At 59.0% G+C, this 25532-nt stretch carries 22 protein-coding genes and 4 pseudogenes; 11 read left to right on the top strand and 15 right to left on the bottom strand.

Annotated elements, in window-relative coordinates; genetic code table 11:
- Positions 1-44: 44 nt before the first annotated feature.
- The 7 genes from IVB19_RS14160 (at position 45) to IVB19_RS14130 (ending at position 6578) form a co-directional block, all read left to right on the top strand.
- Positions 45-1529: a sugar ABC transporter ATP-binding protein gene (locus IVB19_RS14160; RefSeq protein WP_247454434.1), complete on the top strand. Its 1485-nt coding sequence runs from the start codon at positions 45-47 to the stop codon at positions 1527-1529.
- On the top strand, positions 1522-2526 hold the full coding sequence (locus IVB19_RS14155; protein WP_247821530.1) for an ABC transporter permease: 1005 nt from the start codon (positions 1522-1524) through the stop codon (positions 2524-2526). Before IVB19_RS14160 ends, IVB19_RS14155 begins: the two co-directional genes overlap by 8 nt.
- Complete coding sequence (locus tag IVB19_RS14150) at positions 2523-3530, top strand: ABC transporter permease (protein ID WP_018459498.1); 1008 nt, start codon at positions 2523-2525, stop codon at positions 3528-3530. Before IVB19_RS14155 ends, IVB19_RS14150 begins: the two co-directional genes overlap by 4 nt.
- A 6-nt stretch (positions 3531-3536) precedes the next feature.
- On the top strand, positions 3537-4955 hold the full coding sequence (locus IVB19_RS14145) for an FGGY-family carbohydrate kinase (protein WP_247455821.1): 1419 nt from the start codon (positions 3537-3539) through the stop codon (positions 4953-4955).
- Positions 4952-5665, top strand: coding sequence for a class II aldolase/adducin family protein (locus tag IVB19_RS14140; protein WP_026233824.1), 714 nt, complete (start codon positions 4952-4954; stop codon positions 5663-5665). Before IVB19_RS14145 ends, IVB19_RS14140 begins: the two co-directional genes overlap by 4 nt.
- A gap of 420 nt (positions 5666-6085) precedes the next feature.
- Positions 6086-6241 (top strand): carbohydrate porin, encoded by a 156-nt coding sequence (locus IVB19_RS14135; protein ID WP_247369116.1) that lies wholly within the window; start codon positions 6086-6088, stop codon positions 6239-6241.
- A gap of 157 nt (positions 6242-6398) precedes the next feature.
- Positions 6399-6578, top strand: a complete 180-nt coding sequence (locus IVB19_RS14130; RefSeq protein ID WP_143275436.1) for a hypothetical protein — start codon at positions 6399-6401, stop codon at positions 6576-6578.
- A gap of 147 nt (positions 6579-6725) precedes the next feature.
- On the opposite strand, the gene IVB19_RS14125 is transcribed toward IVB19_RS14130, so the two are convergent.
- The 8 genes and pseudogenes from IVB19_RS14125 to IVB19_RS40415 form a co-directional block, all read right to left on the bottom strand.
- Complete coding sequence (locus tag IVB19_RS14125; RefSeq protein ID WP_247365006.1) at positions 6726-7328, bottom strand: plasmid pRiA4b ORF-3 family protein; 603 nt, start codon at positions 7326-7328, stop codon at positions 6726-6728.
- A pseudogene (gene tnpC, locus IVB19_RS14115) lies at positions 7325-8810 on the bottom strand (IS66 family transposase). Before tnpC ends, IVB19_RS14125 begins: the two are co-directional and overlap by 4 nt.
- Before the next feature lie 51 nt (positions 8811-8861).
- Positions 8862-9215: an IS66 family insertion sequence element accessory protein TnpB gene (gene tnpB / locus IVB19_RS14110; protein WP_247282115.1), complete on the bottom strand. Its 354-nt coding sequence runs from the start codon at positions 9213-9215 to the stop codon at positions 8862-8864.
- Positions 9209-9631, bottom strand: a complete 423-nt coding sequence (gene tnpA, locus IVB19_RS14105) for an IS66-like element accessory protein TnpA (RefSeq protein WP_247282116.1) — start codon at positions 9629-9631, stop codon at positions 9209-9211. The genes tnpB and tnpA overlap by 7 nt, the downstream gene beginning before the upstream one ends.
- Positions 9632-11674: 2043 nt before the next feature.
- The gene (locus IVB19_RS14100; RefSeq protein ID WP_247456647.1) at positions 11675-13309 is read right to left on the bottom strand and encodes an autotransporter outer membrane beta-barrel domain-containing protein; all 1635 of its coding nucleotides are present in this window, start codon (positions 13307-13309) and stop codon (positions 11675-11677) included.
- 885 nt (positions 13310-14194) lie between these two features.
- Positions 14195-15222 (bottom strand): annotated as a pseudogene (locus IVB19_RS14095) (IS110 family RNA-guided transposase).
- Between the two features lie 156 nt (positions 15223-15378).
- Positions 15379-16935, bottom strand: a complete 1557-nt coding sequence (locus IVB19_RS14090) for an ISL3 family transposase (RefSeq protein WP_247356678.1) — start codon at positions 16933-16935, stop codon at positions 15379-15381.
- A 56-nt stretch (positions 16936-16991) separates the two neighbouring features.
- Positions 16992-17144 (bottom strand): annotated as a pseudogene (locus tag IVB19_RS40415) (IS21-like element helper ATPase IstB); the annotation flags it as partial.
- A 465-nt stretch (positions 17145-17609) separates the two neighbouring features.
- Here IVB19_RS40415 and IVB19_RS14085 point away from each other — a divergent pair.
- Entirely contained in the window at positions 17610-18401 is a 792-nt protein-coding gene (locus IVB19_RS14085; protein WP_247821529.1) for a Crp/Fnr family transcriptional regulator, read from the top strand.
- A 279-nt stretch (positions 18402-18680) separates the two neighbouring features.
- Here IVB19_RS14085 and IVB19_RS14075 read toward each other — a convergent pair whose 3' ends face one another.
- Positions 18681-19163 (bottom strand): phasin family protein, encoded by a 483-nt coding sequence (locus IVB19_RS14075; protein WP_247821528.1) that lies wholly within the window; start codon positions 19161-19163, stop codon positions 18681-18683.
- Positions 19164-19967: 804 nt separating this feature from the next.
- Positions 19968-20306 (bottom strand): annotated as a pseudogene (locus tag IVB19_RS40660) (hypothetical protein); the annotation flags it as partial.
- 240 nt (positions 20307-20546) lie between these two features.
- Here IVB19_RS40660 and IVB19_RS14070 point away from each other — a divergent pair.
- Positions 20547-20819 (top strand): hypothetical protein, encoded by a 273-nt coding sequence (locus tag IVB19_RS14070; protein ID WP_162847239.1) that lies wholly within the window; start codon positions 20547-20549, stop codon positions 20817-20819.
- 12 nt (positions 20820-20831) lie between these two features.
- On the opposite strand, the gene IVB19_RS14065 is transcribed toward IVB19_RS14070, so the two are convergent.
- On the bottom strand, positions 20832-21578 hold the full coding sequence (locus IVB19_RS14065; RefSeq protein ID WP_085358734.1) for a response regulator transcription factor: 747 nt from the start codon (positions 21576-21578) through the stop codon (positions 20832-20834).
- A 198-nt stretch (positions 21579-21776) separates the two neighbouring features.
- Here IVB19_RS14065 and IVB19_RS14060 point away from each other — a divergent pair, with 198 nt between their 5' ends.
- Both IVB19_RS14060 and IVB19_RS14055 read left to right on the top strand, forming a co-directional pair.
- Entirely contained in the window at positions 21777-22016 is a 240-nt protein-coding gene (locus IVB19_RS14060; protein ID WP_085358732.1) for a hypothetical protein, read from the top strand.
- Positions 22017-22544: 528 nt separating this feature from the next.
- Positions 22545-22886: an H-NS histone family protein gene (locus tag IVB19_RS14055; protein WP_085358730.1), complete on the top strand. Its 342-nt coding sequence runs from the start codon at positions 22545-22547 to the stop codon at positions 22884-22886.
- Positions 22887-22945: 59 nt separating this feature from the next.
- On the opposite strand, the gene IVB19_RS14050 is transcribed toward IVB19_RS14055, so the two are convergent.
- The 4 genes from IVB19_RS14050 to IVB19_RS14035 form a co-directional block, all read right to left on the bottom strand.
- A complete protein-coding gene (locus IVB19_RS14050; RefSeq protein WP_085358728.1) occupies positions 22946-23167 on the bottom strand; it encodes a hypothetical protein in 222 nt (73 codons plus the stop codon).
- Between the two features lie 178 nt (positions 23168-23345).
- Entirely contained in the window at positions 23346-23885 is a 540-nt protein-coding gene (locus IVB19_RS14045; RefSeq protein WP_247821527.1) for an acyltransferase, read from the bottom strand.
- Between the two features lie 399 nt (positions 23886-24284).
- Complete coding sequence (locus IVB19_RS14040) at positions 24285-24821, bottom strand: hypothetical protein (RefSeq protein WP_247821526.1); 537 nt, start codon at positions 24819-24821, stop codon at positions 24285-24287.
- Between the two features lie 3 nt (positions 24822-24824).
- Positions 24825-25397 (bottom strand): hypothetical protein, encoded by a 573-nt coding sequence (locus IVB19_RS14035; RefSeq protein ID WP_143274089.1) that lies wholly within the window; start codon positions 25395-25397, stop codon positions 24825-24827.
- Between the last annotated feature and the right edge of the window lie 135 nt (positions 25398-25532).

Below are 25532 nucleotides of genomic sequence, written 5' to 3'. Positions count from 1 at the left end.
CGGGACCACTCGAGTGATCGCACGACTCCATTGCAGGCGAACCTTTGGTGACTTTCCTGGAAATGTCCGGCATATCGAAGCGCTTCGGCGGCGTGCACGCGCTCCGCGACGTCGATCTCACTCTGGAAGTCGGCGAGGTGCATTGCCTGGTCGGTGAAAACGGCTCCGGCAAGTCCACCCTGATCAAGATCATTTCGGGCGTCGAGGCAGCGGAGCCTGGCGGCCGTATCGCAATTTCTGGCAAGGAATATCCTAAACTGAACCCGGTCTACTCCACGCATTGCGGCATTCAGGTCATCTACCAGGATCTTTCGCTATTCCCCAACCTCACCGTCGCCGAGAATATCGCGATGGCGCACCATCTTGGCGGCCTCCATTCGGTGAACTGGGCCTCAATGCGCGCCACCGCGAAGGCCACAATGGCAAAGATCGGCGTTGCGTTCGACCCGGACGCGAAAGTGTCAGAGCTCAGCATTGCCGGACGCCAGCTGGTCGCGATCTGCCGCGCCTTGGCTGCGGATGCCAAACTCCTGATTATGGATGAGCCGACGGCATCGTTGACCCGCCACGAGGTGAACGCCCTGATCGCGCTCGTAAGCGAGCTGAAGCGTGCCGGCATCTGCGTCGTTTTCGTCAGCCACCGTCTCGATGAGGTGCTTGAAATCGCCCAGCGCGTAACGGTGCTGCGGGATGGCGCCAAAGTCGGTACTTTTGCCGCAGACACAATCGATGGGCGGAAACTCAGCCAGCTGATGACTGGCAAGTCCTTCGAGTATCAGATACAGGCGCCTGAGCTTGCCGCTGGCCCGGTTGTGCTGGAAGTTAAGGGCCTGGGCCGCGAGGGCGAGTATGAGGATGTAAGCTTGCAGTTGCGCGCGGGCGAAGTAGTGGGTCTCACCGGTCTGCTCGGCTCAGGGCGAACCGAATTGGCGCTATCCCTGTTCGGCATGAAGCCGCCCGATCGCGGCACTATCGCACTTGACGGGCGGCCCATCGCCCTCCGTACGAATGCAGAGGCGATCGATCGAGGGATCGCCTACGTATCCGAAGATAGGCTTACGCTTGGTCTCATCCTGAATCAGTCCGTCACGGCGAACGTCACGCTTACGGTGCTGGATCGTCTGGCTGGCGCGTTCGGCCTGATTGCCGCACGCGCGCGACAGACCCATGTCGCTCGGTGGGTTGCTGAACTCGGGATCAAGGTCTCCAATCCCGCCAACCCGGTGAAGACGCTCTCCGGGGGCAACCAGCAGCGGGTCGTGCTCGCCAAATGGATGGCGACCAATCCGCGGGTGCTTATCCTCGATAGCCCCACGGTGGGCGTCGACATCAGCGCCAAGGACGGCATTTACGAAATCATCCGGCGGTTGGCCCGCGACGGCGTCGCGGTCTTGATGATATCGGACGAAATCCCCGAGGTCCTTTATCATAGTCATCGCGTCCTGGTGATGCGGGATGGTCGTTTGACAACCGACGTGCCTGCCGCAGCCACTTCCGAAGATGCGCTTCGGCAGGCCGTCAATGCCTGAATCGCACATGGCATCATTCGGCAGGTTTCGTCGCAGCCATGAGTTCTGGCTGCTGATAGTCATCCTTGGGCTCTGCGCCAGCTTGGGCTTCGCGAACGCCCAATTCCTGACCATGCAGAATCTGTTTGATCTGCTGACCTCCTATGCATTTGTCGGCATCCTAGCGCTCGGGCTGCTGGTCGTCCTGATCGCCGGCGGAATCGACATCTCATTCACCGCGACCGCGTCGGTGGCGCAATATGTCACACTTTCGCTTGCCAATGCTTACGGGGCGAACTGGATCGGCGTCTTCGCCATCGCGATTGGAATTGGCGGTGCGCTCGGTGCCCTCAACGCGATTTTCATCCAGAAACTTCGAATACCATCGATCATCGTTTCGGTCGCGACGCTGAACATCTTCTATGGGCTTCTGATCTTCTTCACCGGCGGCAAATACATCTATTCGTTGCCCGACTGGTTTGCGACCGGAATATTCTGGTTCGAGTTCGAATGGGGCAAGGATAGCTCGTACGGTGTCAATCTGCAGATCCTCGCGCTCGTGCTGGCATTTCTCGTCACCTGGCTCATGCTTAACCGAACCAATATCGGCCGGCAAATCTATGCCATGGGAGGCAATACCGACGCCGCACAGCGGCTCGGCTTCCACATTTTCGACCTCAATATACTGGTCTATTGCTACATGGGTGTCATGGCCGGAATCGCCTCCCTGATTCAGGCACAACTCGCGCAGTCCGTTGCCCCGACGGTGCTGGTGGGCAAGGAACTCGATGTGGTCGCTGCCGTCGTGCTCGGCGGCGCCAGCCTGATGGGCGGCGTCGGCACGGTCTTCGGCACGTTTTTGGGCCTGACACTGCTCGCGGTACTCCAAAATGGAATCATTTTGCTGGGCGTTTCGTCCTACTGGTCGCCGTTCTTCGTCGGCTTGGTTATTCTCATTTCGGTCTCTGCGACCGCCTGGTCGCAGCGCGAGCGGCGAACCCGGAGCGCGCCCCGATGAGCAACGCCCCTGCCCTCTCGCTTCGCCGGCGCATGGTCGGTCTCGCCAGCAGCGGCACAGTCGCCACCCTCATCCTGCTGTTGTTCGCACTCTGGGTCGTGTTCGCGATCACGATCGGCGATCGGTTCTTCTCGGTCAACACGCTGCAATCCATGGCTTTCCAGATGCCCGAACTTGGCATCCTCTCACTGGCGATGATGCTGGCCCTGCTATCTGGTGGACTCAACCTTTCCATCATCGCAACCGCCAATCTGTCCGGACTGACCATCGCCTTCCTGCTGACGCGCTACATCCCGGGGAGCCAGGGCCTTGCCTGGGTCGGCATTCAGGTCTTTGCGATCGCTGCAGGATTTGCAGTGGCTGCATTGGTCGGCCTCCTCAATGGTTTTGTCATCGCCTATCTCGGCGTTTCGCCGATCCTGGCCACGCTCGGCACGATGACGCTCTGCAAGGGTCTCGCGATCGGCCTGTCGCGCGGTAACGTCATCTCCGGATTCCCGGAGCCGATTGTGTTTATCGGCAACGGAACGGTTTTCGGGGTACCCTTTGCTCTGATCGTACTTGCGTTCTGCGCCTTGCCCGTCGCGCTCATGCTGAACGCGACGCCGTTCGGTGCAAAGGTTTACATGATCGGCTCGAACGAGAAGGCGACCCGTTACTCCGGCGTCAATACCCGCGCCGTCCTCCTCAAACTCTATGTATTTTCCAGCTTGCTCGCGGGCGTGGCGGCGGTCGTCATGTTGGCACGTTTCAATTCGGCCAACGCGGCATACGGCGAGAGCTATCTGCTGGTCACCATTCTCGCGGCCGTGCTCGGCGGCATCGATCCGTTTGGCGGCTTCGGCAAAGTCGGCGGGCTATTGCTTGCGTTGATCATCCTTCAGGTGATCTCCTCGGCATTCAACCTTCTGAACCTCAGCCAATTCCTCACGCTAGCGATCTGGGGTGGAATCTTGATTGCCGTCGCGGCGGTTCCTCATGTCGCCGGCAAAGCGCCGCGGTAGCCGGCGATGATGCGCTCGATCGTCTCGAACCCTATTGCAGTTCTCGACATCGGCAAGACCAATCTCAAACTGGTCGTGGCGAGCGACGACGGCTGGCCGCTCGAAACACACGGGCTTCCAAATGTGCCTATGACTCAGGGCTCGTACCTCGCCTATGACCTTGCCGGGTTAGAAGAGTGGTTTCTCGATACCCTTGCCGACTTGTCTCAACGCCATGCCATTGGCGCCGTGATCGTGGCTGCGCATGGATGCGGCGCGGTTCTCGTCGACGGTGATACGCCAGTGCTGCCGATGATGGACTATGATGCCGTCTCTCCGCCCGCAATCGATGAAGCATATGCCCGGATCGCGCCTGGTTACGATGAGGTGTTTTGCGGAATCGGAGGGGCGATGCGGCTCGGAAAACAGCTGCTTTGGCAGGAAAGCGCGTATCCCGTCGAATTCGCTCGCGCAAAAGCTTATCTGACCACCGCGCAGTTTTTCGCCCTGCGGCTTGGTGGACGTGCGGCCAGCGAAATCTCGCAGCTCGCGGCTCAGAGCCATATCTGGGACCTCATCCACCGTCAGCCTTCTTCTCTTATGCGTAAGCGCGGTTGGAGCCATCTGTTGCCCGAATGCGTACCCGCCGGTGAGGTGCTAGGGACGGTTTCGGAATCTGTAACCAGGCGCACTGGCCTGGCGCAATCGACCGAGATCCTCTGCGGCGTGCATGATTCCAACGCCAACCTGTTTCGCTACAAGGCCGCCGGCATGGCCGATGCCTCGATCCTATCGACCGGTACTTGGATGATCGGCTTTCAGCGCGGCCTCCCCCTGGACAAACTCGATTGCGCGCGCGCGATGGTTCTCAATATCGATGTCGATGGGGAGAATGCACCTTCGACGTTGATCGCGGCCGGCCGCGAATACGACCTCATCCGCGGGGAACATTTTACTTCTGATGCAGCCGTCCTTGCCGCATTGCCCACCCTGCTGTCGAGAGGAACCCTGGCGCTCCCCTCATTCGTCGGCGATGATGGATTGTTTCCGGGCGCTGCTCGCCGCGGACGGGTCATCGGGCCGCCCCCCGAAACGCCTGCCGAATGGCAGGCATTGGCGGTGCTCTACGCAGCGTTCAGCGCAAACCGCTGCCTTGATGCGCTCGAGAGCTCAAAACGCATAGTCATCGATGGTGGCTTTGCCGCAAACCTGCCCTTCGCCCGTTGTCTTGCGACTTTGCGATCCTCGCAGAGTGTCTGGGTGAGTCGATCTCCCGACGGAACGGCGCTTGGCGCTGCGCTGCTGTGGCGGCGATTCTCGCGTACGCTGCCGGTTTCAAGCGTGATCCTTGAAGCCGTCACATCACTCAGCAACGATAGGTTCGAACCGCGCGACCTTTCCACCGCTTACCAGTCCTGGATCGCTTTCTCGGAGCCCGCTTCATGACAGACCGTAATCATGCCGATCTCCGCCAAGGCATTGTCGATACCTGCAGGGAGATGAATCGAAACGGTCTCAATCAGGGCACATCCGGCAATCTTTCGCACCGGATTCCAAACGGCATGCTAATCACGCCTACCAGTCTGCCCTATGATCGGATGCAGCCAGAGGACATTGTCGCGATGGATTTTGCCGCGAACTACCAGGGCAACCATCGGCCTTCATCCGAATGGCGCTTTCATCGCGATATTCTGCGAGCACGCGAAGACGTCAACGTCGTGCTGCATACGCATTCCACCTTCAGCACTATTCTCGCCGTTCACGAACGTGATATTCCCTGCTTCCACTATATGGTCGCAGTTGCGGGTGGCAACGATGTCCGGTGTACGCCATATGCTTGTTTCGGCACGCAGGCACTATCGGACTACGCCCTCAAGGCCCTCGAAGATCGCGACGCTTGCCTCCTTGGCCATCATGGCTTGATCGTGACGGCCCAGACCTTTGAAAAGGCGCTTTGGCTCGCCTTGGAGGTGGAGACGCTGGCGAAGATGTATGTCCATGCGTTGGCTATCGGCGAGCCGCCGCGCCTCAGCGACGCTGAAATGGCGCAGGTACATGAGCAGATGAAACGCATGGGATACGGCCAGGCGCCTGACCTTGACGATGTCGGCGATGTTCCGCGCGCCTTACTGGACTCGAAACGGACAGCACATTGATGGTGGATTTCACGGACAGCTGCCACCGAGTTCGGTCAGCACCGGCCCACGCGAATGTTGCAACAGTCGCAAAGGTGTCAACGGACGTTGGCTAGGGTGCTTTCAAGCTGAGAGTGGCGGAAGAGTGAGGCCGCCCACCACCGATTCTACACCCAAGCAAGAGCAACGGGCTTTGGACTCAAAGCACAGCAGGCCACCTGGATCTCCGGAGAGAGCAATGGCGATGAGCGAAAGAGGTTACCGTAAATCATAAACCAGCGTCTACGTTTGAAGAAACGTTAGCAGCTTTGAGCAGCTTTCGCGAGAACTGTAGTCGCACGACTCCACCGTCCTCAAGAAATATGAGGCAGCGACGACCGCGCATCGACATATTCGGCAGAGTTTCCGGCGCCCCTGCCGACCGCAACCTGATCGACCTTTATGCCGACGCCGGCCTGGAGTTCATCAGCGACAAAACGTCCCGATGACAAGCTTGGGATCGCGTTTGGTTATGCGCATATCTCGAAACGCGCCCAGCAGCTCGACAGCGATTACCGAACTTTCGTGGCATCCACTGACTACAACGCGCGTTCGTAATCCGGAAACTACGCGGGGCATGTCCTGGCCGCTAAGATCGCCCCGTGTTTTTCCTGTGGAATGGGTCCATGTCGGGCGGAGGGGCCCATTCTATGTCGCCGAAGGCTTTTCTCGCAGCCGGACTCGTTTTCCGGTAAGCCTGAACGAGATCACTTTTTTGCTGGTCTACTTCAAGGCCATGAACTCGCTGCTCGACCTGTCACGCTTGGTCCAGGTCGTCGCGCCGCCCATCCTGGTCTTGGTCTGCGACCGCTTCTTCACCGCGCCTTTGCGCGTTGTCGCCGACCGGTTTGTCGGCAGCCACGGAGTCATCCTCCTATGTTGGTGTGGTGATTGATCACTGGAATGATGGTAACTTGCCGGCTGGCCTCGTCCTCAATTGCGATGCGGCGCGGGTCGTGCACGCGGGGGGCAGACGCAATCTCGCTGGCGGTGGTCCTGCCGTAAGCGTAGCTCTGCGGCCCTTTTGAATGGCGCTTGACGTCTATTTTGTTCGCGTGGCGCGTCGCCGCGGTTTCCATGTGTCGGACAACGCGTCGACGGCGGCCTCGAGGGCCTTCCGGTCGATTACGTTGGGATCGAACCGCTCTGGGCCCCAGCGGCGCATATGTTCGTGCTCCGGATGAGCAGGGTCGCTGATGGCGTCGAGGTATTCGGCATAGCCTGGCGCACCGCCGACGTCTTCCGGAGGACAACGACCGGCGGCCTCGAGCAGGAAGGGCATGCCCTCCGTCGTGGTGTTGTCGAACCATTTTTCGAGCTTGATCACATGGTCCCAGCTGTCGCCGAAGTCATAGAGATAGTGGATCGTCTTGGCGCCAGTCTCTCGAACGATATCGCAAAGCCGCGCTTTACGGGCATCCATGGGCTGGTGGCCGTAATCATTGTCGGGGTCGGGAATCCCCCAATGTGCCTCACCAGCGAAGAACTCGAAGAGATGGCTATTCGTCCAGCCAAACGCCGCCTGAAGCGTCAGATGCAGCCGATCAAGGCGCAGCGTGAGCGGCACGACAAGGCATCGCATCACCTCCGGTTTCACGTCCTTGAGAGTCACCTTGATCCGGACCGCGGTCGTGCTGAGGCTCATGCCGCAAGCCTCGGATCTTGTGCATGCATCGTATAGGTGGATGCCCAGGGAAGCAGTTCGTCCAGCCGTGCCGCCGGCCAGCCATTGACGAGCTTTGCGAGAACGTCGGCAAGCCAATACTCGGCGCTGACGCCGTTGAGCTTACAGGTCTCAATGAGCGACGCCAGCAATGCCCAATTCTCAGCACCCTCGTCACACCCGGCGAACAGGGCGTTCTTGGCATTGAGCTTGATCGGCCGCATCGCACGCTCGACTGCGTTGGTGTCCATTTCGATGCGCCCGTCATCAAGGTAGAGCGTCAAGCCGTCCCAATGACGCAGTGCATAGCGTAAAGCTTTCGCCGTCTCACTCTTCTGCGCGAGGTGACCAAGCTTCGCCTCAAACCACTGCTTCAAGGCTGCAGCCAACGGCCGGGCATGCGCCTGCCGGCCCGCGCGGCGCTCGGCGTCAGATCGGCCACGGAGGACTTTCTCGACCGCGTAGAGCTGGGCGATGCGCTCGAGGGCCTCGCGGGCAACCGGCGCCGGCGCCGGCGAAGCCTCGCGCTCGATCTTCACAAACTGGCGCCGGAGATGCGACCAGCAGAATGCGAGCGTCCCGGACAAGGCGTCCGCACGCGTCTCTCGCATCATGGTCTTGTAAGCCTGATAGCCGTCGCAGTGGATGATGCCGCGATAGCCTTCGAGCAGTCGCAAGCCATGAACGGCGCCGCGGCCTGGTGCATAGGCATAGACCACGCCGGGCGGATCAGGCCCGGCCCAAGGCCTGTCATCGCGCGACCGGAGAGGCGAGCAGAAGCTGGCGCAGACGATGCCACAAGGGCTTCAATTCCTGGGCCGCATAGCCGACCCAGAAGGCGAGCGTGGAACGGTCGATGGCAATACCGTGCGTCGCCAGCATCTGCGTCTGGCGGTAAAGCGGCAAATGCCAATGATACTTGGCATCGATCACATGCGCGACGAGCCGCTCGGTCGGCAGTCCTCCCCTGATCAATCGCTCGGGAGCAGCATGCTGGAGGACGACGCCGTGACAGGCGCGGCAGGCCAGTTTGGGGCGGCGGGTGACGATAACGCGATACTGCGCCGGTACGACGTCCAGCCTCTGGCTCTCATCGTGACCGATCTCAAAAAGGTCGCCTGCGCAGCATGGGCAGCAGGTTGCAGCGGGCATCAGGGTCTCGATGATGCGCGGCAAATGCTCCGGCAGCTTGCCACGATTGGCCCTGCGCTCGGCAGCTCTCTTCTCGCGTGTTTTGGGATTGGCGCGGTCCTCGGCTGCTTCGAGAGCCGCGACAGCCTGATCAATATCCTCCAGAATAAGCTGGAGCTGATCAGCGTCAAGCTTTTCCGACGATCGACCGAACTGCGCGTCTTTTGCAAGCTTGAGCAACCGCTCGAGCCTGGCGCAGCGATCCAGCAGAGCCGCGGCAAAGGCACGCAACTCGGCTGGATCGCTCGGCAGTTCATCAGGCAAATCACTCATTGGCCCGAGTCTGCCATGCTTCGCGCCCCGATGCAGCGAAGATTTTATGTCCTACGCAAGCGCTTTCGGCTGCGGGATTCGAGGCGCATGCATGCGTGTCCAATCCATGCCGGCCAGAAGCGCGGACAACTGCGCGGCGTTCATTCGCATGACGCCGTCAACGACCGGCGGCCACTTGAAGGCGCTGCCCTCAAGCCGCTTCCAATACAGCACGAGGCCACTACCATCCCAGACCACGATCTTCACCCGATCAGCGCGCTTCGCACGGAAGACCACCGCCACGCCCTTCATCGGATCGTGGCCCAGCGTCTCCTTCGCCAACAGCGCCAGACCATCCGCGCCCTTCCTGAAGTCTACAGGTCGGCTCGCAACGTAAATCATGAGGTTAGCGGGAGCCGTCAGCATGAACGTGTCCGGCGCAACGCAACAAACACATCACTCAGCACGGCAAGTCCAGGCGTCCCTCGCACCTCAACTCGTGCCCCATGGAGCTCAACCGTCACAACGGCTGCTTCCGGCGCCCCGGAGGGAGCTGCAGCCGCCGATGGCGACGATTCCGACACTAACGGCACAAACGACAGTGCACCCGCCGCAGCTGGCAGCACCAGTTGACCCAAACGCGCCCGGCGCCGCCAGTCATGCACCTGCTGGGGCCGGCAGCCATGGCGACGTGCGACATCTGTTACGATCGCGCCCGGCTCGAGACTGTCCGCGACAATCTGCGCCTTCAAATCATCTGGCCACTGTTTCCGGCCGCCGCCGGCGTACACTTCTATGCGCGGTGACAACGGTCGTCTTATGTCGTCCGAATGGTCGTCCATTGTGAGCACCCTTGCAGAAGATGACTCTTCTAACGGCGCTCACAGGTCTACGCACAAACAATCTGGTGGGCCTCGCAGCCCCGCTTACGTCCTGCCTTTGGCCAGGGCATCTTCATCGTCACGGCAGTCCAATCCCGATGGATCCTTCAATGCCGTCCCGTCCGGCCGCCAACCCAGCACGCTTCAGCTTGACGAGCTGCTGAAACCTCTGCTGGCGGCGTGGAATGAGCAGCGCTCCACGCTGCGTAGTCCGAAATAACCGACCCCCAAACAGATCCGCTGTCTTAAGCATGACGAACGCCCGGGCCTTCGTTTTCTATTGCGCGCAATGAACGCTCACTAGCTCACGTTAGCAACGGGTCACAAGCCGCCGACCTGGCCCCTGGCTGCAAACTTCCGGTCTGCCCTTGTGAGCCGACATGCAGCGACACCGCGTAAGGAAGCGATGGGCCAAAAGCTGGCCTCGCGCCAATTGCTCAATTTCTCCGAATTGGTCGAATGAATCTCTAGCGAGGCGAGGCTAATTGCGAGAATGGTAGTTAACCCGGGAACGAACGATGAGATGGCTCAGGTGGCAGCTCGCACGCAGTGACGTCTTCGTCGTCCTCTTTGCCGTTGTTCTGATATGTGTCTGTGCTGTCGTTCTTGTTCGATATCCGTCCGTTCATCAGGCATCTGGCTTCGGCCCAGATTGGGATTGCAAGAGCGTCCCCAACAGTGAGCCAGTTTGCATCAAGAAAACTAGCCAGTAGCTTGACGACTGCTGTGGGTCACCGCAATCACCCCGAAGCAACTCATGGCTAAAGGGAGGACATTCCTGGCGATGTCGAGCACAACGTTTATCCCGTGCTGTGGCATGGAGTGGGTCCCCAGCACGTGTTCGTAAAGACGAACGCTCGAAGCTTTTGCAATGGGTCAAAATGCGAAGAACTCAAGTTGAACAACCTGGTCTGCTGTGGCGCGATGAGCGGACCTCCTCCGAACGAGGCGCAACTTGATGGGCCACAAGGGGGTGCAGTCCACTCCCCTCAGGTGCGCGGACCCGGCGCTCCAGGTCATCAGTAGGCAGGGTGGCAATGTTGAGCAGCCTGTGTCGGAGATTTAGTTCGCACTCAGCGACGAGTGCGCGATGTTCCGTGGCTAACTGACGACTTTGAGCGATGGTTTCGTTGGCTCGCTCGAGCCGGCGGCGTGTCTCGGCGCTGAATTCTTCGGCCATTTTGCGCTCCTAACATGCAGGCGGGAGCGCGGAATTGTCTCTCAGCCACCGGCGCCTACGGTTAGACCCTCGGCCGGCGATGCGTATCAACGTGCGGAGCCGCCTCACATTGCTGGCGGTTCCCTGGCTCTCGTCCAAGGCGCGGTAAGCCAGCGCTTGGAGAGGTTTTAGGAGGAAGCCCACCATCCGTCGGGGAATGGCTCCAGCAAAGTCCGATTGACTTGGTTGTCGTTGTCAGGGGCTGATAGCGCCTGCATTCCAGCTTGGTGGCGCGCGGCGACGGAAGCGGACAGACAGGGCGCCTGGTTCACGAGTTCGAAGGCGGCGCGAAGCAGGATGTGTCAAGCGTAATGGAGGCACACTGCGGGCGCTTCGCTCTGCTTCTTCGACTAGACCTCGAATATATTCCAATTCTGAGAGCTGAGAGGTGAGTTCGCTAAGTCGTTGGGCATAAAGGATTGCGCGAGAGCTTCGCATGAATGTTCTCCCCTGCGCAAAAAACTATCGGGAAAAACCAGCAAATCAATTTAACTATGTTAACGGGCTCGGTCACGAAAGTGCGCCCATAAGTTGCTCCAAGGCTATTCGAGGCTTCGCTACTCCCTCAGGGGCAGCGCGATGCGCTGGAGTCCGCTTTGGGTCCACAACCGGACCTGCACCGCAGCAACTTTCAGCTTCGCGTGTCCACACGGAAAACAATGCAGCACGACGGGATGGGACCGAACGCTGTCTGGGACCGACCATAACCCGATAACCTCGTCGCGCCCTGAAGTAGGCACGAGGCTGAATGTATGTCGAGCGTGCGGGCGGTCTTGAGCGACGGCTCAGGCCAACAAACCGTCTTGATGTGGCGCGAAGATAAAATCCTGAGGTCTGAGTGCTTGCTGGCTATGCACCACCACGTCGTTGCCTGGACTGAACGTGACCGTGCTCTCGTGCGTGACAGGATCGAACGGTGAGAAGCTCAGATCGCTGAAGTTCTCGATACCGAGCGCAGAGACGTCGATGTGATCGGCGCCCTGATTCGAGAGTCCCTGTCCGAAGTCTTCGACTTTATCGTGCCCGTTATCGAAATCGAACACGAACGTGTCGTTCCCTCCTTGGGCAAAGCCGAGCATCATCTGGGCATCGCCCCATATGTCATCGTTTCCCGTGCCGCTAACCAGCCTGTCGTTGCCGCCGCGCGCGTAGTCGGACATGGATTGGGCATCGCCGACGAGAATGGTCTCGTAGCTGCCCACGGCATGCGGATTCGGATCATTGCCGCCGACCAGGGTGTCATTGCCGCCATGCGCGCGGCCCGACATAGTCGAAGCATCGCCATATGCTTGATTGATGAGCTGGGAAAATACGTTGCCACCGAAATAGGTGTCGTCGCCGCCAACGGCCTGATCGCCCATATTGCCGCCGGCATCGCCGTAGAAGAGATTTTGGTTTTGCGTGCCCGAGGCCTGGAATGTGTCATTGCCGCCCTGGGCACGACCAGACATGTCGCCCGCGACTTCGCCATAGAACGTACTTCCTCCTAAGCCGGTCTTGTTGAACGTGTCGTCCCCTCCGTGGGCAGAGCCGGACATGTTCCCGCCAGCATCGCCGGAAAAGACATTTCGGTCAGCGAGTGTTGCGTCGCTAGAGTCGTCGAACGTGTCGTTTCCCCCGGCGGCGGAAGCGGACATATTTGCACCGGCATCGCCGAAGACAAAATTGAACGGATTAATCCCGCTCACAGCGAAACTATCATTGCCGCCGGCCGCATGACCGGCCATGTCGCCGCCGGCGTCACCATAGAGATAGGTGTTGTACTCGGATCCGCTCGCAGTGAAGCTGTCATTGCCGCCCCGGGTATGCCCGAGCAAGCCTCCGCCAGCGTCGCCATAGAACACAAAACTCCCATCCGGTCCGATGTGACCAACGAATGTGTCATTACCGCCGACCGCGCAATTGATCAGGTTTCCACCCGCATCTCCATACACGATAATTGTTTGATGTCCGCCAGCAGTGACGCCGAAGTTGTCGTCACCACCCTGGGACTGACCAGACAATGTTTCGCCAGCGTCGCCATAGGCATTCACCCTCACTCCGGGCGTAAAGGCCAGGGGCAATTCGACATTGAACATGTCATTGCCCGCAATGGCCCAGTCCGAAATGTTGCCTCCAGCATCACCGTACATATCCAGGCTGAAGGTCTCGCCGGGAATGATAGCGGGCGCCGATACTTGAGCGGACAACGTGTCGCTGCCGCCCCGGGCATGATCAGAAATGTTTCCGCCCGCATCACCATATAGGCTTCCAGAGCCGGACGTCAGCAACGTGTCGTTGCCGCCGATCGCGCGGCCGAGCAAGTCCACGCCAGCATCCCCGAACAGTGTGTTTGTCGGATCGGAACCAACCAGTGTTTGCGCTGCGCCATGCTGTCGGCCCGTGAGTGATCCACTTGTGTCGCCAAAGAGAACAGCCATGTGAACCTCCCTCGTGGTCCGCAGGTTGCCGCGGAGATGCGTCCAAATGACTTACAACGTTTCGTTGTTATGATTAAATCACATTTTTAAACGAATTAAATCATATATTTGAAATCGACAGCTATCGTCACGAGAGAAGGTTCTAGCCCGGATTGATCGAATTCGGGGCCAAATGCAGTACCGTGCCTAGTCCGCAACGTCTCTAAAACGGGGGGCGTCTCTCAACGTGAGCAGCCCATTCGGCATTCCGGACTTTTTCACGCGGGTTTTGACGTTGGAAGGTCGATGGCGTCCAGCTCGGATCATCGGGCGCAAAGACGTGCAGATTGCCTCGCGTTCGAGAGAGTCCTCCGAAACCCGAGCGCCGCAAAGGCTCGCCCGATCAAAGCTCCCGGTGTACTGCGGGATGATCCGGTTCTTGACCTCTTCACCCAGTGCTTTTGCCGCCCTTCCGGTATGGCCGATCGCGTGCTTAGAAGGCCCGAGCGCCTTGAACATTCTTCTGGAGGAGATCGGCCCTTTAATTGCGGTTTGTTGTCAAGTTACCATTCTTCCTCTCTCCAGTGACACGCCCGTAGCGATTGCTCCGTCGGAGCTGGTCAGGTTGCGGAGACGGAGCGATCGCGGATGGCGAGACGATTGCCTAGCGGGATTGGCAATCGACATCGTTGGCGGCTTCAGCGAGTTGGGTTGATGTCGTAGATGGGGTCATGGTCCTTTCCGAGGTCGCGAGCGCCTCATGATGATGTCCGGATCGGGCGCCTCAACGTCTGCAGCGGAGTGCGGGCGAACCGCCACCAGCCGATTGACCGAGGTCACCACAACCACCGTCCCAGCGGGACATCGCCAGTCCGGCGGACCGGACCAGGAACTTGCGAGCAAATATTAGATTGGCTTCGGCTGGACCCAGTCGAACGATGTGCCATCGACCCAGATGCAGTGGAGAATCACGGCGATCTTTCGGGCAATTGCGACCTTTGCCTTCTTCATGCCGATCCGGTTGGCGAGCTTCATGCCTCAGGCCTTTAGAGAAGACCACTTTTTGGTTCGAGAAAGAAGGACAGTGGCGGCCTCGAACAAGTAAGTTCGGAGAAGCCGGTCGCCCCGTCGAGATATCTTTCCGTTGGTGTCGGTTTCGCCGGATTGGCTACGTCGCGGCGTAAGGCCGAGGTAAGCGCCGACTGTCGACGCCGATCGGAAGCGCGAGGGATCATCGATCGTGTGGCGGAACGTTAGGGCCGTGACGACGCCGACACCCGGGACCGTCATCAGTCGCCGCGTCGTCTCGTCCAGCTTCGCCAACTGGCGGACCTCGTTGTCGAACTTTTCCTGTTCTCGACAGATGTTCTCATGGATCGAGAGCAGCGGCGATATCACGTTGAGGAGTAAATGATCAGCGCCTAAGAATTCGCTGACCTGGTTGCGGAACTGTTGGCCGATCGCGCGAGGGAATAGTAATCCAGATTCCTTGATCAAGCCACGAATCTGGTTCTCAATGTCTCGGCGCATCGATACTAGCCGAGATCTAGCGACAAGGATCGCTCGGATCTTTTGGCTTTCCTCACTTTTGACCTTGACCTCTCGATACCATCCCACTCGCACCAGTTCTGCAAGGCCTCGCGCATCATTCTGACCGCTCTTGTTCATACGGACCGACAAAGCTGCGTGCGCATGCCGAGCGTCGATGCAGACCACCGGAAGCTCAACCCTGCGGAGTTCATGCCATAGCCAACTCGCCATCGCACCCGTCTCGAAGCCGATACGCTCGGCTTGAGGCGCATGTTGCGAAGCAGGTCGGTCAAGGCACCAGGATTAGACTTGGCTTTTCCTTCGAAGATTACTTGGCCAGTCTCGTTGACAACGCATACGGCGGTTTCTCTCTGTGAGACGTCCAGCCCGACGTACTGCTTCATGGGAGCTCCTTCGAATCAGGTGATTGCGAGGGCTCGACGATAATGCGGCTTGCATGCCACGAGCGCCGACCGCAATTACGTCATCGTTTGCAAATTTTGCCCCCTCATCGGCGTCCAATTTTGGCTCTGACGCATATTCGATGATCGTGATTGTTTTTATGGCGCGCCAATCAGCCTAGCCTGAAGGAGATCGAGCTTAGCGCGCCCGTACATTTGCCGTTTGACCAGCTTGAGCTTGGTGATCTGAGCTTCCACTTGGCCATTGGACCATGGTTGCGTGATAGCCGCGTGCACCGCGCCCTTATCGTTGGCAATGCCATTCGCGAACGAGGCAATGAGGCTCCGCTTGGAGTCATCAATCCAAGGTTCGAGCTCCATCTCGGCCTTCTTTCGGATCATCGCGTGGAAGCGGCCAACGAGAGCTTGGGCATCGGCCAGCATAGGAACGTTTTGTTCGATGACCGCAAGCGTGACGGTCTCGGCTTTGGTTAGGTGGTCGCGCTTCGTCGTCATCAGCTGCGCTATCGTCCTGGCGGCGGGGACCTTCTGCAATTGTTGATGGCTGATGGTCTCGGCACGTCGCCGTCGCGTCGCCCATTCCGCCACGACGCGCAGCGATCCCTTGAAGCCTTGTCCCTTCAAGCGGCGCCAGAGCTCGGCACCGTTGCGACAGCCGCCTGACCACTGCGCGTCCAGGAACGGCAGATGCCCGTCCAGGGTGCTTTGACGGGTGCGGAACATATCCGTACCGCCGCCGCGGCTAATTTGGCGAACCAGATTGCGACTATGTCCTGTGCGGCGGACGATCTCCTTGAGCGACACACCGTCGCTGACGAGAGCCGTAATTACGGCATGGCTGTCCTGCCGCCGCAAATAGCCCTGATAGCGCAGCTTTTCCGCACAGGTCAGCAATTCCGGGTTGATCGTCGTCGCTCCAATTGCGGTTCGGATTCTGTTCATGGAGCGGCGCACCGCATCAAGGAAGGCCGCGCTCGCATTTTCCATCAGATGCCAGCGGTCGGCGACTTGGATGGCGTTCGGCAGCGCCTTGGCTGCTGCCTCGCCGTATCCACCACCGCGATCTCGCGACACAATGTTGATCGCTGGGTGCTTCGATAGCCACGCCCGAACGGTCGCCGTTTCCCGGTCGGGCAGCAGGGTAACGATCCGCCGGCGCTCCAAATCGCACACGATCGTCCCGTATCGATGATTTCTCCGGAACGCCCAGTCATCGATGCCCACAACAAGCAATGGATCTGTCGGCATCGCCGTCCGCCGGCGGACCACCCGCAGCAAGGTATCGTTGCTGACGGGCAGCATGAGCCGCTTGGCGAAGCTTGCCGCCGGCCGGCCGCCGAGCGCCAACCCCAAGTGATGGACGATGTATTCCAACCGTGCCGTCCGGCGCCGTCGAAGCGGGACGATGTCTTCTCCAAACCGCTCCGCGAAGATCCGCCGGCGGCAATGCGGCACCTCACATGTGAAGCGCCGCGTGAGCAATCGGAGGCGCACCCTTCTGCCCGCTGACGGCAAATCAGCCACGTGCCGGATGTATCGGCTATGGATTCGGCGCGACGCTGTCGCGCACAAAGGGCATTGGGCCTCCGCAGCCTCTGACCGAACAGCCAGAATAACCGAATCCATTGAGTCACTTACACCATCAAACACCAAACCACTCGGTACTAGCGATGAGATTTGAAAGCCCGTCCGCATGGCGCTGATTCTCCGTTTGAGAACCACAGTCGCCCGGCAAACTTCATCGGAAATGAGTCAGACCCCAATTTTGACCCCTTTGCGCGGCGGGGTTTGCTGGTAGCGCTCGTCTCGTCGGAGCTGGCCGGGATAGCGGAGGCGAGACGAGCGCGGGTCGCGTGATCGTCGTCTCGGCTTTTGAACCGCCAGCTATCGTTGCCGGTCTCGACGTGAAAAGCCGTTTTAATTCGGTCTTCAAACCGTGGATCGGCCTAAGGCTTTGCGAGGTGCGGTGGGCGGGGCCCAAACCTGGGACCCGCCTGATTAAGAGTTTAGCCACGAGTTAAGAACGTTCAATGATTAGGCAGTCGCCGCCTGAGCATATTCGGCCGAAAATTGGCATCCGTCCCACAGGCATAGAGCGTCCGCTCCGAGGACACTCTTCCGGTTCCCGAGAAGGCGGACGAGCGATAGGCTCGGCCGACATCAACTGCAATGCCCGCGAGCCTGCCGGTCTCCAGTTGGCGCCAATCGCAGGATCTCGCGGGATCGTGCGTGGCGGTGCCGTCGCACACGCACGACTCCCAATTGGAACCATATCTCCGGTGACCGATTGGATCGCTGTTGAGTAGTGCAGACCAGCTGGCACCAGCCGGCACGAGACCTAGCGCCGGACATCGGTGGGGACGAATCCCATGATGGACCACGCGACCAGAGTTGGTAATCGATTGTTAGCAGCCTTGCCGCCGGCCGATTTCGCTTTGCTTGCGCCTCACCTGCGGAAAGTCGTGCTCGAGCGCGACGCCGTACTGGTCCGATCGGGAGATCGGATCGAGCACCTTCTCTTCCCCTGTGGCGGCGCGATTGCCTTCATCGTGGACTTGCCGAACGGGCAGACTGCCGCCACAGCGGTGATCGGTCGTGAAGGTGCGATCGGTCTAACGTTGGCGCTTGGCACATCCCACTCATCTGTGACGGTAGTCGTCCGCGTACCAGGGCCCGTGCTGCAGATTCCGGCGGCGCAATTTTTGTCAGCTCTGGGGCGCAGCCCCGCCATCGCATCCATGGCGCAGATTTTCACGAGATCGCTGCTGACGCAGGTTCAGCACGTCGCGGCTTGCAATGCACTGCATTCCGTCGAAGCCCGGATGGCCTGCTGGCTGCTTCAAATTCACGACCGGGCGAATAGCAGCAATCCCCTCCCTTTGACACAGGAGACTATGTCGGAGCTACTGGGGGTCCGGCGCACCACGGTCACGCATGTTGTGAGGGCATTGCGCGCGTCTCGAGCCTTGAAATCCAACCGCCGCGGTCAGCTCGAGATTGACCGGCCGCGGCTCGAAGCCGTGTCATGCGAGTGCTACAAGGTGATGAGCCGCAGAATCGATCGGATCGTTTCGCGTGGCGCAGCAGGACTTATTCACGCCGCGCCGGCGCGAGACGCCTGCCAGCCGCCCGGAAACCGACTATCCAGGGCAGGCTCGTAGACCCAGGGCTCTCGCGCGAACCACTCGTGTGTAGCCGCGCAGACCCGGCAATAGGTGCGCGAAAGAATACCGCGCTGCAACGAAACCTTTCGCGATCGGTTTCGATACCCGTCGAAATGGCGTCGCCCGTTTCCGGGCATTTGATCATCACCACACCCATCTTGATCTCCTGCAACCTGTTGCGCGGTCAGGGCACGCTGCCCCGCCATCGACTGGACCGAGCGTCCCCTCGTCGCGGAGATGTCCGTCCAGTCGAACCGCGCGGCCGGTAGCCTCGGTTCAGACGGTCTTGTGAAACACCCTATTGAAGCTGGTCTTGATGGGCTCGGTCGTCTCGATCGCAACTTTCTGCGCGAGCTCCCAGAGCTCCCGATTCTGTGCGGAGACGACTTCGAAAGCCTCGCGGCTTCGGGCGGTCGAAAGATGCACGATATCCAGCAGCGACCTGGTCTCAGCGAGCCGGGATAAAAACTCCAGGGTGGCCCTGGTATTGTCTTTGGAAATCTCGATGACCTTGGCACCGTAATCGACGGCCCCTCTGGCGTTCATTGAGCAGGCTTCACGGAGAATGTCGCTGATCTCCTCGGAAGTCGCTTTCATGCTCGCGATATTTTTCTTGGTCTGTGCGGCGCCCTGCTCGGCGAATCCACGGAAGAGTTCCTGGAAATTCAAAAGCGGCAAATCGATCCTTGGTTTTGCACCATTCGTATTCTCATTCACCGGATCGGCCTGCGCTTCGACTTTCACATTGGCATCATTCACGAGCTTTCATCCTTTCAAGCGAAACTAGTTAATGGATTGAAGACTCCCCGCTCCCGGCACGTACTGCGCCAGAAAACCAGCGCCCCTGTTCTCGGCGTGACCGGAGGCTGCTGCGGATGAACCGCTCGCCCCCTGCCGAAGCCAAATATGATCGATTAAATTCGAAACATCCGTTCGCTTTCGGACTCTCGCTGAAATAATTTGATGGGTTGCGACCAGGCGGAGCTTTAGATCTGCGACGTTGCAGCGACCGCTCGGTTGCACTCTGAGCTTGCTCGTCGTCTGAGATAGCCGGACTGGCGCCGCTCGCGCTGATGGTTCTCTTCTCGATCCACCCGGTCCCTGAGACTCTCAAGTTCTGCGAGTTGAGAGGCAAGGGCTTCGAGACGCTGGCGAAGAACAGCGGCAGGGTTGTCCACTCGAGCGCAGATTTTCATGTGAGTTCTCCTAGCAATATGTCCGCGAGAATTCCGCCAGCTTTGACGTGGGCAAAAAAAATATGCAATCAAAGGAAAACGCGACTAATTCGGCATGCTGCGTTGCCGATGACGATGCGGCGGCGCGTTAAAAAAGTACTCATGTGCCCCGGCGCGCGGCACGCTCCATTGGGTCTGGCTGCTCAGCTTGCAACAACAGCGGATCGAACCGTTGTTAAGGCTCGGAGCGGGTTGCGCTCGAAAGTCGAGTGGCGGCTCGCTCGCACTCGGGCTTGTGCCTCCGCTCGTCGTCTTCTTCATCTGCACAATCGACCCCTCCATATGCGGCCGGATTTCCGGAGTTCCCTCCCGTCGCGAAAGGTCCTTCGCCACCGGTCGCTCCGCCCGATCTGCCGCCCCCGCCGGATGGCTTTCCAGCAGCAGATGAGCCACCACGGCGCCCCCCAGGTCCGCCACTACCTCCAGGTGACCCGCCGCCAGAGGACCCCGAGGCCCCAGAGGACGGACGATCGTTGTCGAAGAATGACTGGTCCCTGTCATCGCCTTGCGTTGCTCCGTTCTGTCCGCCTGAACGTGCGATGGCTGTCGAGGTCAGCGAGGTCGACAGCAGCAGCGTCATGACGGGGGGTGTCACGGCCGCGAATCTTCCGCAGGTTTTCAGGAACGCCCGCCGGTCGTCATCTTCATTGCCACTTTGGCTCACGATGCGCTCCCCTTGATTTAAATTTACTTTATTGGTATTATATATTAAATAGACTTTCAACCAAAATTTTGTTTGAAAAATGGAGATTGCGAGGCGTGCGCCGCCGGCAGACTGCCAGCATTTCCATGGCCTTTCGGGCTTGCTAGCCCGTTGCCGGAGCCCCAATCGAGAGTATCAAATTAATATTTAATATGCATATATCTGATTAGCTGGGTCAAGAGCAGCGCACGACGGATGATTGCCATGCCACTGCAATTTCACCGGCCAATCGAAAACATGGAGATCTGGAGCGCGAGCGGCGATGGCTTCTCGTTTGTGATCAGCCTGGAGAGCCCTACCGGTCCAGGCTTTCACGGACGCTTCGGGTACCTGGCGAGTTGGCGACCACTCTACGAGAACAACGGCGCGATCAAGATCAGCGGGTCGCCCTTCCGAACATTGGCTGAGGCCGAAGGAGCCTGCCGCAACATGGCCGAGCATCTGCGCGCCGCAACCGATGCTCACCGCCCAGCATGATGCGATGTCCAGCTAACGCGTACGTTCCGGAAGGACATTGCTACGCTTGACGTCCTCGTCGTTTCGAACCGACGAATCCTGCTGTAGTAGGCCGGAAGGGGCGAGTTCACGTGCGGCCGCATGTTGCCCGTTTTGCGAAATTGCAAATGCCGCGAGAACTGTTCGATTGCTGATATCGAGCTTCTGGAAGATGTGGTGAAGGTGGACTTTGATCGTACCATCGGTAATGTTCAGGAAACGCCCAATCTCCTTGTTCGACAGCCCCTCCGATACAAGTCTCATGATCTGCCGTTCCCGGTCGGTCAGCTGCGTCGGAGCCTTTTCCTCACCGATGTGAGACTCCCCACGGACCTCGCCACCTGTGCACGGCGACCGCGATGCCGGCCCCTGGCGTTCCGCAACCTTCCTCAGGGTCGCGACCAGCATCTCCGGCTCAGCATCCCTCGTGAGGACGAGGCAGGCGCGGCCCGCGGCCAGCGTCTGCGACCTTTGATCGCCGGCCTTTTCAGCGAAGAAAATGACCCGGGTACCTTGGCCAGCGGTGTTTGCGATAGCCAGAATGTCAGGTCGACTGATACTGGGCATTGCAATATCGACCAGTGCAATGTCGGGCACCAAAAGTCGGATGGCCCCAATGCAGCTTGCAGTATCGCCGCAGGCGGCCACGATCGCGAAATCGCGCTGCGCCGCAAGGACGCTGCTGATCCCCTGCAAGACGATCGGGTGCCGATCCGCGATGACGACTCTGATGCGGCGCATGCTTCCCCTGCCTATTCCTGATACCCCGCGCGGCAGTTTTTATTCCTGCATTCACCTCAAGACGCGCGGGAAGCACAACAATCCGTTCTGCCAAAATGCCGCACTGTCAATTCGTCACGGCGATCGGCAACGCATGATGGCCACACCACTGTAACTCGCTTTGAGAATGCGTGCAGCACCGTAGGATTGCGGTCCTCCATGGAAAATCCGAAGCAGTCGATTCATCTACAAAACAGCGCCTTCTCTCCTGGCTATGATCTGCAAAACTCTCCCGCAGATCTGGCGGTCCAGTATGTGGCTGCCTGTCAGGATTGGTTAACCGCCATCAAGCTCATCACCGACCACTTATTACGAACGATATATAGTCACATTCACGATTCAAATCTAACATTCGACAAACTTGACCGGAGCGAGGCAGCTGAAAGCCTCGCCCCATAACACGAAGAGGAGGCTCAAAAAGTAATACTATTCATCCAACATCAATATGAGGAGTGGAAATTTTCCAACCATTAATCAGACGTCGCGAACGATAACGGCTCTGCTTCGGCAGTAGCACCGATGAAAACCTGGTCAGCAAAGTTCGGGCGACATTTTCGCTAACCCGGCAAACTTCAATCTGCGGTCACGGGACATCGCTGGTAATGAGTAGGTGGTCATATGTATTCTTCGGCTGTTTTGCGGCAAACGCATGAATCTCTGATCGTTCAATTCACCGAATTGCAGAATTTACGTAGTCGCGTGTCGATGGCCGAGCAGCGCTTGCTCGGCCCGATGCGAAGGGTCCGCCGGCGGAGACCGGCTGGGAGGCGACCGGCCGGTCGAAGGCACAGGCCCGGCTGGTAGCGCCAAGAAGTACCGCACTGCACACTAGAGTTCTGTGCGCGGGCCGATCAGGCTTGCCCGACGGGGCTTCGACCTGATAAGCCCCCCTCCTATTTCAAATCGGAAGTAGTGGGGACGGCTTCCATGGGGAACGAAGAGTGGGCATCCGCGACCACAGCTGAGCTGTGGCGGCTTTACGATGAAGTGACGACTGTTCTTAGTCGGAGAATGATTGCGGAAAAAGCCAAGCTCGAAGAGCGGCTTCGCAGGATCGAGGGAACTTCCGGGGCCCCCAACGGGGAACGTGCGCGCCGCCCCTACCCGCCCGTGCTGCCGAAGTATCAAAATCCGAAAAACCCGTCCGAGACCTGGTCCGGTCGTGGCAAGCAACCCCGCTGGCTGAAGGCGCAGCTCCGAGCCGGCAAGAAGCTGAACGATTTGTTGATCAACCGTTCATCTAGCCACAAGCGCCGCCGCACCGGTTGAGCCCCGCGACGGTCGCGACGCCGTAGACACTGCTATGGCGCGGCTGTCCACAGCAACATCTAGCGATCGCGATCCTCTTTATTGTTCGGACTGCCGTCACCGCCGCCGTTGCCGTAGCCATTGTTGCCATGAACAATATGACCGCCTGAACTGGCTATCGCGGTTGACGTAAGAGAGGTGGACAGCAACAGCGTCATGGCAGGAGGGGTGACGGCGGCAAATTTTCCGCAGCTCTTCAAGAACTCACGACGATCTTCGCCGTCGGTATCGAGATGGGTCATGGGATCATCCTGCAACAGCCAGCCCTCAATTAAATGGTACGTCAAACTAGCGGAAGAGCAACTTAAATTTGTTAATGCAGTAATTTATTCCTCAGCTTGCCCGTTGATATTTGCCATTAGATCGGTGGAGACCGGAGTTGCGGCGAAAATGGAAACTTGGGCCGGCCGCGGATTGCATTTATTTCGACGTTGAGGGCCGCTGAAGGCGCGCAGGACAGCCAAACGCCTTCGCACCTGTAGGAATATCCCTGTTGACCAGTGAATTTGCACCTACGATCGCGCGGTCGCCGATCGTTACACCCATTTGGATCACGGAATTAGGGCCCACATATACTCCATTGCCGATCCAGGTGGGTGCGTAATCGATCGGGTCCCTGCCGAGCGAAATAGAACGATTTACGGTGTTATGTGTGTAGATCTGGACGCCAGCGGAGATGGAGCACCAGTCCCCTATCTGCAAATCTCCCCCCGAGCCATCCAGGATACATCCTGGTCCAATCCAGGTATTTCGTCCGACATTGACAGATCCCAGCACGAGCACGTTGTCGTACATCGTGGTCCCCTCGCCGAAGCCATATGCTGCGGCGTTTTCGTCGCGTTCGGTGAGAAGGTCTCCGATCGGGACCCTCCGGTCGAACTGCTCCCTCTTGCGAATTGCGAGAGCCCCCAAGAACTCGCGCGCAAATGCGAGCCATTGATCCAGGCGGTCATCGGACATTCTGGGATCGTGCTGTGAATGCATAATTGGCTCATAACAGCAATGACCAACTAGAGGACAACAAAGCCTCCGATACAAGTGTAAAGTGGCGGCAATGGTGCTTGGGGAACGCTCCTTGGCGCAGCCGGCCGGTATCGCCCTCACCCAGTTGAACAGCTCCGCAACCCCGGGACCGGCTTTTCCCTGGCCGGCACGCCCACTCGATTGATGGAGACCGTGCCGTAGCGGCAAATGGATGGCCCTCTTTGTGGGGTGGCCCTGCCTCCCGCGAGCGTTTCGAAGCGACACCCCACGCAGGGGGCGCGCATTCGGAAGATGAAAGGATAGAGGACGCCATGAATTTGGAAACCTGCTTTGATTCTCCTCAACAAAATTGGCTTCGTTCTGCAGAAATTCGCGCTACCTTGTCTTGCCTGGACGGAGCAACGCGCGAAAGGCCCGGTCGCGGCGCGCCAGCGCACGCGACTCGTATCGGTCGAGCTTGGCAAGCTCGGGTAGGGCACGACGGATGGCTTCCGTGCATCGATCCCGCCCTGGCGGCGGCATTGTCTCGGAGGGCAGATTCAGCGGCTTTTCACCGCAGCTGCCGAGCCATACTCTCATCTCACGCATAAAAACGACGTCGGAAACATCCTGCGGCGATCCCGTCGCGTAAGTACGCTCGAGCCAGGCAATGCGCCATAGCTTGACCCGCACCAAGATAAATTCAGCATGCGCGGCGTCAAGCGCATGCTGGAGCAGCATCGGATCGGCGGCTTCGTTGGCGAATTGCCGCGCGAGCTCGTTGATCTCCGCTAGCGCGTCGCAACTGAATACCGCGGCCAGGCCATGCCGGCTGGCGTTTTTTCGCGTCCGCCATGTGCCTGCAGCACTCCGCGGCCCGGTGCTCTTGCGGGCGTTGAGGCGGTTGGCGGCGATTTGCCCTGCGCTCGCCATCTTCTATTCAGCCCTTTCAGAACGGCGGCCCTCCGCTTCGTTTTCGGCAATGATTCGGTTTGAGACTTCCCTCGCCCTCCTCGCGAGCGGCGCTTCACTTTCCGAGAGGAGACGCAACGCTTTGTTGCGTCGCTTCAGCGCCGATGTCAGCAGACTGTCCAACACTTCGAGATCCGGAAAAACCATTCTGATCGCTTCGGCCTCAATGGCGGTCTCGTTAAGGCTAAACGGCTCGAGCCGCTTGGCTACTTCCTGCTTGCCTGCCCTGGTGCCGAACCACCCATCGGCAAGATGCAGAGCGATTAGCTCATCAACATCCGCAACGTGCTGCAGCAGATTCGAAAGCGCGTTGCGGTACTGAGACTGGATCAAAGCTGTTCGAGTGCGCTGGTACCGAACGATCTCCCATGTCGCCTGGATCACGTCCATGACCCAACTTTCTCGGATCGGGTCATCAGGCTTGATGTACTCGATCATAGCGATCGCGAGCGCGTCGAACTCCTCCTGCGATTCACTGGTGAGCACCGGCCGTGCAGAAAGCAGCTGAAGACAACTAAAGTTTGATCGCGCGGTCATTTTCCCTGCCTCTCGCATAAGAGATTGCATTCGTCCGACCTTGATGTCTGACGAGCTGCTTCCCGGAAAAACACCGCCACTGGGAAAACGCTAATCCGAATCGTGGAAGTTCGCGTCACCACAAGGCTGACAGGC

The organism is Bradyrhizobium sp. 187 (genome assembly GCF_023101005.1).
GTDB lineage: Bacteria > Pseudomonadota > Alphaproteobacteria > Rhizobiales > Xanthobacteraceae > Bradyrhizobium > Bradyrhizobium canariense_D.
This window is presented reverse-complemented; position numbering and strand designations above follow the sequence as displayed.